The organism is Paenibacillus sp. cl123, assembly GCF_900101595.1.
Classification (GTDB): domain Bacteria; phylum Bacillota; class Bacilli; order Paenibacillales; family NBRC-103111; genus Paenibacillus_G.
Window position 1 is genome coordinate 257,991 of the sequence record NZ_FMYY01000005.1, and the last position, 15,475, is coordinate 273,465.

General features: G+C 54.4%; 11 protein-coding genes. 10 read left to right on the forward strand and 1 reads right to left on the reverse strand.

Annotated elements, in window-relative coordinates; genetic code table 11:
* From BLR08_RS11805 to argC, 9 genes are all read left to right on the forward strand, one after another.
* On the forward strand, positions 1–828 hold the full coding sequence (locus BLR08_RS11805; protein WP_072329314.1) for an ABC transporter permease: 828 nt from the start codon (positions 1–3) through the stop codon (positions 826–828).
* A gap of 86 nt (positions 829–914) precedes the next feature.
* Entirely contained in the window at positions 915–2,507 is a 1,593-nt protein-coding gene (locus BLR08_RS11810; RefSeq protein WP_072329313.1) for an ABC transporter substrate-binding protein, read from the forward strand.
* A gap of 228 nt (positions 2,508–2,735) precedes the next feature.
* Positions 2,736–4,625 carry a cache domain-containing sensor histidine kinase gene (locus BLR08_RS11815; RefSeq protein WP_072329312.1) on the forward strand — a complete coding sequence of 630 codons (1,890 nt, stop codon included), beginning with the start codon at positions 2,736–2,738 and terminating at the stop codon, positions 4,623–4,625.
* 24 nt (positions 4,626–4,649) lie between these two features.
* A complete protein-coding gene (locus tag BLR08_RS11820) occupies positions 4,650–6,263 on the forward strand; it encodes a response regulator transcription factor (protein ID WP_072329311.1) in 1,614 nt (537 codons plus the stop codon).
* A gap of 145 nt (positions 6,264–6,408) precedes the next feature.
* The gene (locus tag BLR08_RS11825; protein WP_072329310.1) at positions 6,409–8,517 is read left to right on the forward strand and encodes a methyl-accepting chemotaxis protein; all 2,109 of its coding nucleotides are present in this window, start codon (positions 6,409–6,411) and stop codon (positions 8,515–8,517) included.
* A gap of 48 nt (positions 8,518–8,565) precedes the next feature.
* The gene (locus tag BLR08_RS11830; RefSeq protein ID WP_072329309.1) at positions 8,566–9,003 is read left to right on the forward strand and encodes an HIT family protein; all 438 of its coding nucleotides are present in this window, start codon (positions 8,566–8,568) and stop codon (positions 9,001–9,003) included.
* A gap of 464 nt (positions 9,004–9,467) precedes the next feature.
* Entirely contained in the window at positions 9,468–10,031 is a 564-nt protein-coding gene (gene ahpC / locus BLR08_RS11835) for an alkyl hydroperoxide reductase subunit C (protein WP_072329308.1), read from the forward strand.
* A 10-nt stretch (positions 10,032–10,041) separates the two neighbouring features.
* Positions 10,042–11,571 carry an alkyl hydroperoxide reductase subunit F gene (gene ahpF / locus BLR08_RS11840; RefSeq protein WP_072329307.1) on the forward strand — a complete coding sequence of 510 codons (1,530 nt, stop codon included), beginning with the start codon at positions 10,042–10,044 and terminating at the stop codon, positions 11,569–11,571.
* Positions 11,572–11,896: 325 nt separating this feature from the next.
* Positions 11,897–12,841 (forward strand): N-acetyl-gamma-glutamyl-phosphate reductase, encoded by a 945-nt coding sequence (gene argC / locus BLR08_RS11845; RefSeq protein WP_072329306.1) that lies wholly within the window; start codon positions 11,897–11,899, stop codon positions 12,839–12,841.
* 138 nt (positions 12,842–12,979) lie between these two features.
* On the opposite strand, the gene BLR08_RS11850 is transcribed toward argC, so the two are convergent.
* Positions 12,980–13,858, reverse strand: coding sequence for a helix-turn-helix transcriptional regulator (locus tag BLR08_RS11850; protein ID WP_072329305.1), 879 nt, complete (start codon positions 13,856–13,858; stop codon positions 12,980–12,982).
* A 140-nt stretch (positions 13,859–13,998) separates the two neighbouring features.
* Between BLR08_RS11850 and BLR08_RS11855 the strand changes: the two genes are divergently transcribed.
* Positions 13,999–15,357 (forward strand): glycoside hydrolase family 28 protein, encoded by a 1,359-nt coding sequence (locus BLR08_RS11855; protein ID WP_072329304.1) that lies wholly within the window; start codon positions 13,999–14,001, stop codon positions 15,355–15,357.
* The last annotated feature ends 118 nt before the right edge of the window (positions 15,358–15,475 follow it).

Sequence of the window (15,475 nt, forward strand, 5' to 3'; positions counted from 1 at the left end):
ATGAATGTGAACAACTACTTAAGGAACAAGACGTTTGTGATCAGCTGCTGCGTGCTGCTGCCGATTCTGGTCGTTGCCGCCATCGGCCCGTGGATCATTCCTCACGACCCGCTCGAAATCCACGCCGATATCGTGCTGAAGCCAAGCCTGCCCGACTATCCGCTCGGCACCGACGAATTCGGCCGCGATATTTTGAGCCGGCTCATTCTCGGCATTCGGCCGTCGCTCACCGTCGCGCTCGGGGCGACGCTGCTTGCGTTCGGGCTCGGGCTGACGCTCGGCATCGTCGCCGGCTATTTTCGCGGCCTCGCAGAGAAGCTGATCATGCGCTGCGTCGATATATTGCTCTGCTTTCCGCCGATCCTGCTGGCGCTGATGGTCGTCGGCTTCTGGGGCGCGGGCGTGCGCAATCTGATCATCATTATCGGAGTTGTTTATGCCCCGCATTTTGCCCGGATTGCGTACTCGTCTACGCTTCAGATCAAAAAGCAGGAGTTCGTGGAAAGCGAGCTCTCGCTCGGAGCCTCCCATCCGCGCGTCATGTTCGGCTGCATCCTTCCGAACATCATGTCACCGCTTATCATTCAGATCAGCTTGACGGTCGCAGCCGCCATTTTGCTTGAATCGGGGCTCAGCTTCCTCGGTCTCGGCGTTATTCCGCCGGAGCCTTCATGGGGGCAAATGATCGGGCAGTCCAGAGGTTATATCAGCTTGAACCCGATGTATGCGATCTGGCCTTCGCTCTGCCTCGGCATCACCATTTTGGCGATTAATTTGCTCGGAGACAGCTTGCGAGACATCCTCGATCCCAAATTAAACCGTTCGTAAGGCGGCAATTAATGGTAATGCGGACGGCGTCGTTTACTATCGGCAGCCATCCTGTTATAAATGGAAAAAAGGGAGGATTCACGACAATGAAATTAAAAAGCTTAACGACCATGATGCTGCTGGTGCTGACGCTGGCGCTCATCGCCAGCGGCTGCTCCGGCTCAGGCGGATCGAGCTCGTCCGGCGGCGCCTCGTCCGGCTCGGGAGGCGGGGATAACGCCAAGCCGACCACGATTTCCTTTGGCCTGGCAGGCGAGCCCGCGACGATGGACCCGCTCGTTCAGAACGGCACGCACGGACGGACGATCAAGCTGGCGATTTACCGGGGGCTCGTCAATTACGGAAAGGACGGCAAGCTGAGCAACGAGCTGGCTGAGTCGTATACCGTCTCTGGGGACAGTAAGAACTACACGTTCAAGCTGCGCGACGCGAAGTTCCATAACGGCGATGCCGTAACGGCCGAGGACGTCAAGTTTACGTTCGAGCGGATCGCCAACCCGAAGAACAACGCAACCTTCCGCAACGAGCTGGCCATTATCGATAAAATCGAAACGCCAGATCCGAAAACGGTGACGATCACGCTGAAGGAGCCGTTTGCGCCATTCATTCACTACCTCGCGCTGCCGGAGACGGTGATCGTTTCGAAGAAGTGGGCGGAAGAGAAAAACGGCGATTTGAATGCGAATCCGATGGGCGCCGGTCCGTTTGAATTCGTCAAATGGACCAAGGGACAGGAAATGACGGTTAAGCGTTTCGACGGCTACTACAAGAAGGATAAGAAGCCTGTCGACAATATCAAGTTCGTATTTTACGCCGACGAAAATACGCGGGTGAACGCCCTTAAGGCCGGCGACGTCGATTTGGTCGAATATGTGCCTTGGAAGGACGCTATGGCGATCGAGCAGGATTCGAAGCTGAAGCTGGACAGCGTGAGCGGTCCGTTCATGCAACTGCAGTTCAATACGCAATTCGCTCCATTCAGCGATCCGCGCGTGCGCAAGGCGATTGCCTACGCGATCGACCGCAATACGATTATTAACACTGCATTTAACGGACGGGGCAAGCCGATCTACGGCATGGCCATTCCGGAAGGATACATGGGCTATAATAAAAAATTCGAAAGCTATTATGAATACAACATCGAGAAGGCGAAGCAGCTGCTTGCCGAGGCGGGGTATCCGAACGGCTTTAAGGCAAAGCTTCTCGCCACATCGCAGTACGCGTTCCACCAGCAGACAGCGGTTGCGGTTCAATCGGAGCTGAAGAAGGTCGGGATCGAGGTCGAGCTGGATTTGCCGGATTGGGCGACGCGCATCAAGAAAAACACCGAAGGCAGCTATGACTTTGTCGTAGCAGGCACTTCCGGCGATATTACGGACGGCGACTGGCTGAGCAATTTCTACGCCGGCGGCGCCGTCAGGCTGAACAACTCGGCGTATTTCGACGACGCCGAAATCAACAAGCTGCTGGCCGAAGGCCGCAAGGAGCTGGACGAGGCGAAGCGTAACGCCATTTACGAGCGGCTCATTGAGCGGGCACTCGATTTGTCGCCGTTCGTTTATCTCTCTTGGCGCGAGCAAAGCTACGGGATGAAGGCGAATGTGGAAGGCTTTAAAAACTTGCCGGGCTTCCTCTCCTTCCAGTCCGGGATTTCGCTCGAAGACGTGACGATGAAATAAATACGGCAAGGCGCTAGCCCCCCAGATTACGGTCTGGGGGGCGCAAGCGCAGCATGACCGGGCAAACGGGCAAGACAAGGATGGAGAGATGGAGACGGCGAAAGGGAACAAAGCGCGGCGGGGCTGCCGGCTCGGAAGCTTGTCGGCCCTGCGGGATTCCAGTACAATATAAGACAATCTCATGCTTGAATCCGATCGACTTACATCCGGCGAGGGGACCTTAGACGTATGAAGAGGATGAGGCAAAGACTAGGCTTCTTATTCAGCCAGCTGCAAATACGAATTATCGTCTCCCTGGTGCTGCTTGTGTTCATCGCCGTCTTTATTTCGCTGAATATCAGCTTTAAACATACCGAATTGTTATTCGAGCAGGAAACGGCCGAGGTGCTGAGCGGCAATCTCGAGCAGACGGGAAGCCAGGTCGAGATGGTCAGCCTGGACATGCTGAAGCTGACGAATTTATTTGGGATGGACGACGTCATCATCGAAAGCCTGAACGACTTCGACAGGGACGAGGCATTTAAACCGTTTGCCCGGATGAAGGATGCGTCGGAGCTCACCTCCAAGGATTACACCCGCGTCTCCAAAATCGAAAATCATCTTTATTATGCCAAAAACAACACCTTCTTCAATTATGATGCGCAGATTGCGGTGATCAGCGCGGACGGCCTCATCAGCATGGTGAAGGGGAATATCGGAAGCACGGCTGCGCAGGAGCAGACGTATGCCGGCGTGAAGCGCCCGTTCGGGGAGCTGCTGATGAAGCAGCCGGCGTTTCAAACGCTTGCCTCCCAGGAGCGGAATATGGCTTGGACGGTTCCTATCGGGCTCCAGGCATCGCCTCATGGCCGGGAGGAGCCCTACGTATCGCTGGCGAGAACGATAAAAAGCAGCTTTACCGGCGAGCTGCTCGGCATGTTCGTGATCAACGTCAATTTGGATAATCTCGTGTCGCTGTTCAAGGTGCGCGATACGGAAACGATCTTCCTCCTGGACGACGAAGACCGCCTGATTACGTCCTACGGCAGCGAGGCGCTGAAAAACATCGACTTTATGAAGGATCGTCTCAAGCTTTACGGCACCCGCAAGGGCTACTTTCTGGAGCAGTCGGACGGTAAAAAATATATCGTCAACTATTATGTGCTGAACCGCCTTCACTGGACGCTGGTTTCCGCGATTCCATATGAAGACGTGATGAAAAACACGAGAGATTTGAAGAGTGAAGTGCTGGCGATCAATTATGTCGTGTTCGGGCTTTTCCTTGCTTTAAGTATCGCTTCGATCATTTACATGACCAATCCGCTCCGCCTGCTCATTCATCAGCTGAAGAAGAAAAAAATCGGCGTCTACAGCCTTGGCACGCAGGATACATCGCTGCCGAGCGACGTATACGGCATCGTCAAAAGCTTTGAGCATCTGTTTCGGCGCGTCGACGAGCTGGTGATGAAGGTCGTTCGGGACGAACGGCGGGAGCAGGAGATGAAATATGAGACGCTTAAGGCGCAAATTAACCCCCACTTTTTGTTAAATACGTTGAACATCATCAAGTGGACGGCGATGATTAACGGAGCGACGCCGGTCTCCACTATGATCTCCGATCTCGGCAAGCTGCTGGAGGTCAGCATGAACAGAGGCGGCGAATCCGTTACGATCGCGGAGGAGATGCAGCTGCTTCAGGCGTATATGAACATCCAGAACGCACGGTTCAACGACGGCTACGAGTTTCGCTACCGGATCGAGCCGCCGCTAGAGCAATATTCGATTCTCAAGCTGCTGCTGCAGCCGCTCGTCGAAAATTCCATTTTGCACGGCTTGAAAAACAAGAAGGTCGGCGGGACGATCGATATTGAGGCAACGCTTACAGACGGTATCGTGCGGATTGACGTGAAGGACAACGGCGAAGGCATACCGCCCGGGCGTCTGGACGATATATGGAGAGAGGACGCCGAGGGGCGCGAGCAGCTTCACAAGTTCAACGGAATCGGTCTGCGTAACATCCATGACAGGCTGCGAATCAAATACGGCGAGCCGTTTGGCCTCAGCATCGCGTCCTCGCCCGGCGAGGGGACGACCGTTACCGTGCTGCTGCCTGCCGAGAAGTCCGGAGAGCCGGTATAGACTATAGCGAAGGAGAGCGATCCGATGCTGAAGGTAATGATCGTCGATGATGAAGCGCTGGTCAGAATTGGGATAAAATCGTGTATCGAGTGGGAGAAGCACGATATGGAGTTTGTCGGGCAGGCCGAGGACGGCGAGCAGGCGCTGGAGCTGATCAAGCGGGTGTCACCCGACATTGTGCTGACCGATATTCTGATGCCCAACATGGACGGCATTCAGCTGATTGAACGGATCGCGGAGACATTCCCGCACATTAAAGTGATCGTGCTGAGCTGCCACAGCGAGATGGATGCCGTCAAGCGTGCGATGAGGCTTGGCGCGCAGGACTACATTCTGAAGCTGTCCATGCAGCCGGAAAACCTGCTGGACGTGCTGAAGAAAACGAAGGTCGAAATCGAGAAGGACAGACAGCGCAACGAGGAAAAGGTTAACTTCGAGAAGGTGCTGCGCTCAAACAAGCAGGTCATCAAAAACGGCTTGTACAAAAAATGGCTGTCCGGCTCCATCGGCTACGAGGAATTTCTCAGGGAATCGTCGGTGCTGCAGGTGCAGCCGCAGCTCGAGAAGCGTATGCTTGTCATCTGCTGCACGATCGACGACTGGCTGCACGCTCCGGCTCACAGCCGGATGAAGGACAGTCATCTGCTGCGCGCTTCCTTCCTGAACATTCTGGAGGAAGGGCTCGCCGATTTCGTCAAAGGCGAGGCGGCCGAAATGGGCGAGGGCGAGTATATGCTGGCGATCGAGCACTCGGGAAGAGGCTCGGACCATCACAATGTGGCGCGTTTCTTTCAGAAAATCAATCAGTCGCTGAAGCGGTATTTGAACATTACCGTTTCGTTTGCCGTATCCGGAGCGCCGGGCGAGCTGAGAGAGGTGCCGGCGTTGTATGCGCAGGCGCAAAGCTATGTCGAATACCGGTTTTACAAGGGGAAGGAAAGCCTGATTTTCTCCGACAAGCTGATCGGCTTCAAGGACAAGGAGATCATGTTCGGCCTCGAGGAGGAGAAGCTCGTCACCGATTATATATATGGCTTCGACCCGGAAGGCGTGAAAAGCGTGCTGAAGCGGTTTTTCGACCGTATCGCGGAAACCCCGATCTACCATCCGATTCGTGTCAAAACGGCGGCTCTGAACGTGCTGTACGGGTTCAAAAAAATGCTCGAATCCGCCGAGGAGCAGCTGCCGCCGGCATTTGCGATGGCCAACCTCCGGCTGACGGAGTCGATTCTGAACGCGGAAACGCTCTCCGATCTGGTGCGGCTTGCGGATGAGTTCGTCGATCACTTTTTCCAGATCATACCGGCCGCTCAAGGGCCGGGCACACGCTCCGAAATCGTCAACATCAAGCGCCATGTTTGCGAAAATATTGAGCTCAACCTGTCGCTGGAGGACGCGGCCAAAATTTGCAATATGAGCCGCAGCTATTTTTCGTTTGTGTTCAAGAAGGAGGTCGGCGAAAGCTTTACGAATTTCGTCAACCGGACGAAAATGGAGCGGGCGCGGGAGCTCATTCTAGGCAAAAAGGTGAAGGTATATGAAGCGGCGGAGAAGGTAGGCATCCGCGACGAAGCTTATTTCAGCAAGGTGTTCAAAAAATATATCGGGGTCAGTCCCGGTAAGATCAAAAAATCGTAAAACAAAACAGGACACAGGCTGATGTTTGGCCTGTTTGTTTCATGTATGTTTATAATATCTTAATACGATTTGAAATTATCTAATATGAGTTGAAGTTTGCATATCACGCGGTCGGCTACCGGCTGCGGGTATAGGGGGAATGCGGGTGGATTTTTGGTACCTTGGCAGGGCGGCGCTTGATCGCCTTCGCTTCGTTCATAAATTTATGCTGATCGGCTTCGTCGCCGCCTTGCCTGTCGCCTTGCTGCTGATGCAGCAGCTTGGCGGTTTGCGCGAAGATGTGCGGGTTGCGGAGATCGAGCTGCGGGGTGTCGCTTCGTTAAAGCTCGGGGACCGGCTATTGCCGGATATGGGAAGATACCGGGCGGATCTGCAGTCGCAGTCGCTTGGAAGAGAGTCGTCGGCGGACATGCGTCAAACGCTGGAGAGCGGCATTGACGAGCAGCTCGGCATGCTATTGGAAGCGTCCCGAGCGATGGACAGACAGCCTGCCACGGACGAGACGCTTGCGCGGGCTTACGAGCAGTGGCAGGCGCTGAAATCGGCCGCTGCAGGGAGCGACACCTCCTCCGCCCTGCAGGCGGGCGAGCGTTTCGAGAAGGAGCTGCTCGCCTATGCGCATGAAGTGAAAAACCGCTCCGGTCTTATTTTGGAGCGGCAGCTCGAGATGAACTATACGGTAGACAGCGCCGCTAACCAATATCCTTACTTTTGGAGCAAGCTGAACCGGGCGACGCTTATTGCGCTTGAGGGCAGCTCCAAGGGGCGCTTTTACAAGACGGAAATGAAGGACGAGCTTACGCAGCTCGCCGGCGAGCTGCGGACGTATCAGGAGAGCATGATGCGCAATGCGGATACGGCCGCGGCGAGCGGCGGGCCGAGCTATGACGGGTTAAATGCCGCACTGCGGGAGCAGCAGGACGCTTTGCGGTATTACACGGACCAGCTTCAAAACGGGCTGCTCAGCTCGGTGTTCGTCACGCTGACGCCAGAGCGGCTGCTTCGGGCGCATGAGGCTTTGTCCGAACACGCCATAAGCTCATACCGCCTGCATCTGGAGCTGCTGGAGGACAAGCTTCGCGAGAGGGCGCATTCAAGCCGGTTCACGATGGCGGCATCCGCAGCCGTGTCCGTTCTTGCGGTTGGCGCCGCCGCTTATTTGTTCGCGGCTTTGGCGGTCGGCCTGAGGAAAGGAATTGCCGCTCTGGAGCAGGTCTCTCAGGCGATGAGCGCGGGGGATTTGACCGTGAGCCTCAAGAACGGTTCGCGCGACGAGATGGGCCGGGTAGCAGCGGCTTTCGAGCTGCTGTCGAACTCCTACCGGCATGTCGTGCGTCAAAGCCGAGATGCGGCCGAAGGCACGCTTGCTGCTTCGCTGGGCTTGCACACCGATAGCGAGGCCAGCGCGGCAGCGGCGGCGGCGGGTGCTTTCGCGCTGCAGGAGATCGCTTCGGGCTCGGAGCTACAGTCCCGCGGTATCCGCAGCTCCTTGACGGCGCTTAAGGAAATGGCCGCGGGCACGATCAAGATAGCCGAGTCGACTCAGGTCGTGTCGGAGTCAGCCGTCATGACTGCGCAGCTGTCGCACAAAGGGAACTCGGCGATCGGCACGACCGATCAGCAATTGCGGCTCGTCAGAAATAATATCGCCGGCACCGCCGAAACGATCAACCGGCTCGCTGACTTGTCCGTCAGCATCGAACGGGTCGTCGGCAGCATCTCCGAAATGGCAGCGCAAACGCAGCTGCTGGCACTGAATGCGTCGATCGAGGCGGCCAGGGCGGGGGAGCACGGCAGAGGGTTCCACGTCGTCGCCGAGGAAGTGCGCAAGCTGGCCGGGGGTTCTTCCAGTGCAGCCAAGCAGATTGCGCGCCTTGCCTCCGACATTAAGCTAAGCTGCGGAGAGGCGGCCAGGCAGATTGCGTCTGATTTGCGGGAAGCCGATAAAGGAGCTGACTATATCGGCGAGACAAGGACGTTGTTCGGCAACATATTGAGCTCGGCCGAGCTTGTTGCCGAACAGATGCAGGAAGTGTCGGCCATTACCGAGCAGCTCTCGGCAGGAGCGGGGCAAATAACGGCGGCCATGGAAGAGACGGCCGGCATATCCCGCCAAGCGGCGACGCGTTCCAGCCAAGCCGCTTCGACCTACGAGGAACAATTGCAATCGATCCGGCGGATATCCGAATCTTCCGGCGAACTCAAGCGCTCAGCGGAGGAGCTGCACAGATTGCTTGCCGCCTACAAGGTATAGGCTGTTACAATAGTTTGACAAAATCAAAGAAAACGAGGAGCCTAAACGATGAACGACTGTCAAATATGCCGGAAGCATGAGCAAGACGATCCTTATTTTGTTGCGGAGAAGGGGGCTTACCGGATTTATCACTCGCTGCTGCAGTCCCAATTGCTCGGTTACTTGTACGTGGAGCCGAAGCGCCACGTCGAGAGGTGGGCGGAGCTTGGGGCGGAGGAGCGCCGCCAGCTGCCGGAGCTGATTGCAGAGCTTGAGCAATGGCTCGGAGCGGAAGTCGATGCGCGCAAAATTTACACGCTTACGATCGGCGAAACGGTCAGGCATCTGCATATGCACATCATCCCAAGGAGCGGAAGCTCCGTGCTCGATTCGATGGACCTGATCCAGCAGGTAGCCATTCGTAAAGGCGCTTTCGGCCCGGTGCCTGTGCAGGAGCGGCAAATTGCCGAGCTGACCGCAAAGCTGCGGGCGTCGCTTGCCGATTGACGGTCATCTTTGCCCCGCAAGGAGCAGTCCGATTGCAGTCGGCAATGGAGACGGCTGCGCCGCTTGGACGCATATTAATTGCCATTCCGGGAAAGACTGTCCTCAGCTGAGCGTGGGTGATTTTCAAGAATTTGCCGCGCGGCGGTGCTTGGCAGGCAGTACATCTCGCGTTCGTATCCGCAACGCTGCGCCTCGTAGCCTGACGGCGGGAGGCCGCCTTGCGTTGCCTGCCTTGCCCTTGCCACGAAGGTGCCGTTTTTGCATCCGCATTAACCAAGCATGCCGTTGGAATTTTTCGACCGGGCATGCTTTCTTGCTTGCCTGATGACGTTGGCCCCCATCTTCATAAAGTTTTCACTAGCTCTTCATGGTTCCTTCATGAAAGAAGAAACAAATAGTGGTATGATCTGTTTATGCCAGTTTTTATCACCCAATTACACTAAAATCTTAGGAGGAATTCAACAATGTCTCTTATTGGAACAGAAGTATTGCCGTTTAAAGCATCCGCCTACCACAATGGTAAGTTTATCGAAGTTAGCGAAGCCGACTTCAAAGGCAAATGGAGTGTAGTTTGCTTCTACCCTGCGGATTTCACTTTTGTCTGCCCAACCGAGCTGGAGGACCTGCAAAACCAGTACGAAACTTTGAAGGGCCTTGGCGTTGAAGTATACTCCGTGTCGACGGACACCCACTTTACGCACAAGGCTTGGCATGACAGCTCCGAGACGATCGGCAAAATCACTTACATCATGATTGGCGATCCTTCCCATACGATCTCCCGCAACTTCGATGTGCTGATCGAAGCTGACGGTCTGGCGGACCGCGGCACATTCATCATCGATCCGGACGGCGTTATCCAGACGGTTGAGATCAATGCCGGCGGCATCGGCCGCGATGCAAGCATTCTGGTCAGCAAGATCAAGGCTGCCCAATATGTGCGCAACAATCCAGGCGAGGTTTGCCCGGCGAAATGGCAAGAAGGCGGCAAAACGCTTAAGCCTAGCCTTGATCTCGTAGGCAAGATCTAAGAGGCCTGCCATGATACTGGATGCGGATATTAAGGCACAATTAAACCAATACCTTCAGCTCATGGAAGGCGATGTGCTGATCAAGGTGAGCGCAGGTTCTGATCCGGTATCGACGGATATGCTTGCCCTAATGGATGAGCTGTCCGGCATGTCTTCCCGCATTGCAGTAGAGAAGGCATCCTTGCCTAGAACGCCCAGCTTCAGTGTGAATCGTGTGGGAGAGGATACCGGCGTCACGTTCGCCGGCATCCCTCTCGGCCACGAATTTACCTCGCTGGTGCTTGCTCTGCTGCAGGTCAGCGGCCGGGCGCCGAAGGTCGAGCAGGCTGTCATTGACCAGGTGAAGCGTCTCAGCGGCGAATACCACTTTGAATCGTTCATCAGCCTGAGCTGTCACAATTGTCCCGATGTCGTACAGGCGCTGAACCTGATGAGCATTCTCAACCCGGGCATTACCCATACGATGATTGACGGAGCTGCGTTCAAGGAAGAAGCCGAAAGCAGGAACGTCATGGCGGTGCCGTCCGTCTACCTGAATGGCGAGTTCTTCGGCAGCGGACGCATGGAGCTTGAAGAGATCATCTCCAAGCTGGGCCAGGCTCCGGATGCTTCGCAGTTCGCCGACAAGGAGCCGTACGACGTGCTTGTGGTCGGAGGGGGCCCTGCCGGCGCAAGCGCGGCGATCTATGCGGCGCGCAAAGGTATCCGTACAGGCATCGTCGCCGAGCGCTTCGGCGGGCAGGTGATGGATACGGTCGGGATCGAGAACTTTATCAGCGTGAAGTATACCGAGGGCGCCAAGCTCGCAGCGAGTCTGGAAGAGCATGTCAAGGAATACAACGTTGATATTATGAAAGCCCAGCGCGCCAAGCGGCTGGAGAAGAAGGAGCTCGTCGAGGTGGAGCTTGAGAACGGCGCTGTGCTGAAAAGCAAGGCCGTAATCATATCCACCGGCGCCCGCTGGCGCAATGTCGGCGTTCCCGGCGAAGCGGAGTTCAAAAACAAAGGCGTCGCGTACTGTCCGCATTGCGACGGCCCGTTGTTTGCCGGCAAGCATGTGGCGGTTATCGGCGGAGGCAACTCCGGCATCGAAGCGGCCATCGATCTGGCCGGCATCGTGAGCCATGTCACCGTGCTGGAGTTTATGCCGGAGCTGAAGGCGGACGAAGTGCTGCAGAAGCGGCTCTACAGCCTGCCGAACGTGACGGTCCACAAAAACGTCCAAACCAAGGAAATTACCGGTACGGACAAAGTAAACGGCATCTCTTATATCGAGCGCGATACCGGAGCGGTTCAGCATATTGAACTGCAGGGCGTGTTTGTGCAGATCGGGCTTGTTCCCAACACCGACTGGCTCGCCGATACGGTTGAGCGCACTCGGATGGGCGAGATCGTGGTCAACAGTCATGGAGCTACGGATGTACCTGGCGTGTTTGCCGCGGGCGATTGCACGAACAGTCCTTATAAGCAGATTATTATTTCGATGGGATCAGGCGCAACTGCAGCCCTGGGCGCATTCGATTATTTGATCCGCAATTAATCTTGGAGCGCTCTCGATGGGAGCACAGCAAAAAAAACGCAGCCAATGAGGCTGCGTTTTTTTTGCTGTGCGATTCGTCGGATTCCGAGTATAAAATCCACCCGGTTGGCAACCAAAGAAAGATTTGTGCGAAGTATCCGATGCTGCTTAGAGCTTCCGTCAGGTGAGTCCTAAGTTGCAGCATAAACCAAGCGAAAAGGTGCTTTCCCCTCATCAAAAGAAAGCCGCGCCTTGTTCCTTCCAAATAAAATAATCAATGAATTGAATATATATAAATATATATGTATAATTACTCACGTGTATTTCAATGACAAGGAGTGGGACAATGACGTACAGCATATTTGTGGACGGACAGTCGGGGACAACAGGCTTAAAAATACATGATTATTTATCCAAGATTCCTGACATTGAAGTCATCCAAGTGGAAGACGACAAACGAAAAGATTACGAAACACGTAAAGCTTGCATCAATGAAGCGGATCTCGTCTTCCTATGTCTCCCGGATTCCGCTTCAAGGGAGTCCGTATCGATGGTCAGCAATCCGAAAACTAAAATCATTGATGCGAGTACGGCGTTTAGGACCAATCAGGAATGGACGTACGGATTGCCGGAATTACATAAGGATCACCGCAGCTCAATTCGGCATTCCTCCCGAGTTAGTGTCCCCGGCTGTCATGCGACAGGGTATATTTTAGCTATCCAGCCTCTTGTAGCGGAAGGCATCATACCGAGAGATTACCCGGCGTCTTGTTACTCGCTGACCGGATATAGCGGCGGAGGTAAGAAGCTTATAGCGGAATATCAGCATTCGGATAAGGAACAGCTTTTTGCGCCAAGACCTTATGCCCTTACCCTTAACCACAAGCATCGCCCCGAAATGCAGCTTTATTCAGGCTTGGACGCAGCACCGCTTTTTACTCCGATAGTCGGAAACTATTATCAAGGAGATGCGGTTTGCATACCTTTGCATCCTCGGCTTTTTAATAAGCATGTAACGCCCAGAGATGTTCAAGAACTGCTTGCCTCAACCTATAGCGACGAACGGTTTGTCCGCGTGATCCCTTTTGATTCTGAGGCTTATCTTGAAGACGGCTATTTTCCTCTCATGTCGTGCAATCATACGAATAATTTGGACATCTTTGTTTTCGGCCATGAGGATGAAATTCTGCTTGTGTCCAGATTTGATAATTTGGGCAAAGGAGCCTCAGGTGCGGCCATTCAAAATATGAACATTATGCTTGGATTCGACGAGGGTACAGGACTGGAGTAAGGGAAGCAGAGGGCAGAGCGGAGGAAGCAAGCGGCTTCCTCCCGGAGCTTCCTTGGATTTGGCCGACTCGTACCATTCCATTAAGCAGCTTGGGGGTGATCCTGGTCCCGACCTCCCTAAGCCTGCTACTGCCACCCTTTACCTGTAAATATGCTTCATGTAAGCAGAAGGGGGCTCGCCCAGTACCTTCTTGAATACCCTTGTAAAATAAAAAGGGTTGTGATAACCGAGCCGTTCGCTGATCTCCGCAATATTAAGCGAGGTGGTGCGCATCAGCTGGATCGCGCGATTCATGCGCAGCCGGGTATGCACCTCAATGATCGTTTGACCGGTGCGTCTGGCGAACAGGGAGGAGAGATGGCTGTAATTCAAGCCCATATAGACCGCCAAGCTGCCGGCATCGAATTCCTCCGAAGCATGCCGGGCCAAATAATCCATGATACGCGCAACATGCGCTTCCGCTTTACCGGCGTGCGTTCCTTCCCGCGAGGGGGACGGCGAATGCTGCTGAAGCCCGATAAACAGCCGGTAAGCCTCCAGGCTTGCTTCCGTCATCCGGTAAGGATTCGGTTTCGGCTGAATATAGCTTTCGTACATCGCGCTAAGCCGGGTTTCCGTTTCCGCATGCAGGGACGCTTTCCCGAATTTGGGCAGAGGAATCTGAACCTGATAATGCTGCGGTGTCACATACTCCAGCTCCGGCACGAGACTGGGTGCTTGGTAGCCCACATTGTCATCACAGCGCACATGGAAATGAATCCACCACCAGGACGTACCCGGAGCTGTCACTCGCTTCCCCCAATGATGAAGTCCGCTTCGCAGAAATAAATGCTCCCGTTCCCCGACGAAGTACTCCGTCCCTTCTTCTATGACCTGCATGCACCCCTCTGAGACAAAGAGAAACACCTCGTAATCGACGATCCGATCCGGATGCGTATACCAATCCTCCGTGCGGTTATGGCCCATATCCCGGAGGAGGGGGAAGCGGTCCGCGGTTAAATAAAGATTAGGCTCCATGTCCGTCTCCTCGCTTAAAAGTGTTCGCTCTAACAAAAAAAGTATAGGTAACATGAAAATTATGCATTCAAACCTTAACTGCTTATGCCTAACATATAGGATATAGCAAAAAAAGTCGAGGTACGATGGAGGAAGAGACGATGCAGGATAGATTTGAAGTCAAAGATTACGGGGCTGCAGGCGACGGCGTCACGGTGGACACGAAAGCGATTCAGCAAGCGATCGACGCTTGCTTTGCAGCCGGCGGCGGTTACGTCGTGCTGGCGGGCGGGACCTTTGTGTCAGGTACGCTGTTCCTGAAATCCAACGTTTATTTGCAGGTGAATTCGTCGGCCATACTGCTGGCGAATCCCGACATAGGCGATTATCCGGACGGGACGCATTATAACCGCTATACCAATGAAACGTATATGGATAAATGCTTGATTTATGCCGAGGATGCTGCGAATATCGGCGTTATCGGACAAGGCGAGATTAACGGCAACGCCGAATGCTTCCCGAATGAAGGCAGCATATACCGCCCGATGATGATGCGGTTTCTTCGCTGCCGCAACATTCATGTCAAGGGCTTGCGGCTCCATAACGCGCCGGCCTGGACAACGGCTTTTCTGGACAGCGCATATATTTGGTGCGAGAGCCTGGACATCCGCAACGACAAGCGATACAACGGGGACGGCCTTGATTATGACGGCTGTCAAAACGTCTTTATCTCTAACTGCTATATTAGGGGGACGGATGATAATCTTTGTCTGCAAGCCAGCAGTAAACAATATCCGATGAAAAATGTGCATATTACAAACTGCCACTTTACCTCTATCTGCGCGGCTGTTCGCATCGGGCTGAAATCCGTGGGCGATATTTCGAATGTCGCGATCCACAACTGTACGTTCGAAAACGTATGGCGGGAAGGGATCAAAATCGAATGCACGGAAGGCGGCAGCATTACCGATATCGTGGCTCAGGGCCTTGTCATGCGGAATGTCACCCGGCCGATCTTTATTATCCTGAACAACCGTCTGAACCGGATCGGTTCGTCGGTCGGACTTGACGAGATGCCGGCGATCGGCACGCTGGAGCGGATTACGTTATCGGATATTTTAGCGACCGATGACGACGAGATGTTCAATACCCATTACCGCTTAGCCAAGGATATCATGGGCTGCCCTTCGTTCAACGGCATACGGGTCGATGCCTGCGACAGCCATCCGATACGCGATTTGACGCTGCGCAATATCACTTACACCTTCGTCGGCGGCGTGAGGAAAGAAGACATTCCCGCCGAATACCCGAAGGTATGGGATATGCGGCATGACCATCCGGAGAAAGTGTCCGAGAATTACTATCCGAACTGGAGCAGAGCGACATTTATGGATATCCGCAATGTCGAGCGGCTTATCCTGGACGGGCTGAAGCTTCACGCCATGACCGAGGATACAAGAGACTCGGTTGTCATGGAGAACTGCAAGACTCTCAAAGAAGATATCATGGAATATCAATAGAAGCGGGAATAGACGTGGAAATAGGGGCGCGAGTCGATTCGCGTCCCTGTTTTTATGCGGCGGCTGTGCGCTGATCGTTATAATTCGAGCCGTTGAGTATATTTTAATGTTTCGTGAG

Excerpts from the sequence above, each read along its gene's own strand:
- BLR08_RS11805 (WP_072329314.1), top strand. The coding sequence starts at position 1 with ATGAATGTGAACAACTACTTAAGGAACAAGACGTTTGTGATCAGCTGC.
- BLR08_RS11810 (WP_072329313.1), top strand. The coding sequence starts at position 915 with ATGAAATTAAAAAGCTTAACGACCATGATGCTGCTGGTGCTGACGCTG.
- BLR08_RS11815 (WP_072329312.1), top strand. The coding sequence starts at position 2,736 with ATGAAGAGGATGAGGCAAAGACTAGGCTTCTTATTCAGCCAGCTGCAA.
- BLR08_RS11820 (WP_072329311.1), top strand. The coding sequence starts at position 4,650 with ATGCTGAAGGTAATGATCGTCGATGATGAAGCGCTGGTCAGAATTGGG.
- BLR08_RS11830 (WP_072329309.1), top strand. The coding sequence starts at position 8,566 with ATGAACGACTGTCAAATATGCCGGAAGCATGAGCAAGACGATCCTTAT.
- ahpC (WP_072329308.1), top strand. The coding sequence starts at position 9,468 with ATGTCTCTTATTGGAACAGAAGTATTGCCGTTTAAAGCATCCGCCTAC.
- ahpF (WP_072329307.1), top strand. The coding sequence starts at position 10,042 with ATGATACTGGATGCGGATATTAAGGCACAATTAAACCAATACCTTCAG.
- argC (WP_072329306.1), top strand. The coding sequence starts at position 11,897 with ATGACGTACAGCATATTTGTGGACGGACAGTCGGGGACAACAGGCTTA.
- BLR08_RS11850 (WP_072329305.1), bottom strand. The coding sequence starts at position 13,858 with ATGGAGCCTAATCTTTATTTAACCGCGGACCGCTTCCCCCTCCTCCGG.
- BLR08_RS11855 (WP_072329304.1), top strand. The coding sequence starts at position 13,999 with ATGCAGGATAGATTTGAAGTCAAAGATTACGGGGCTGCAGGCGACGGC.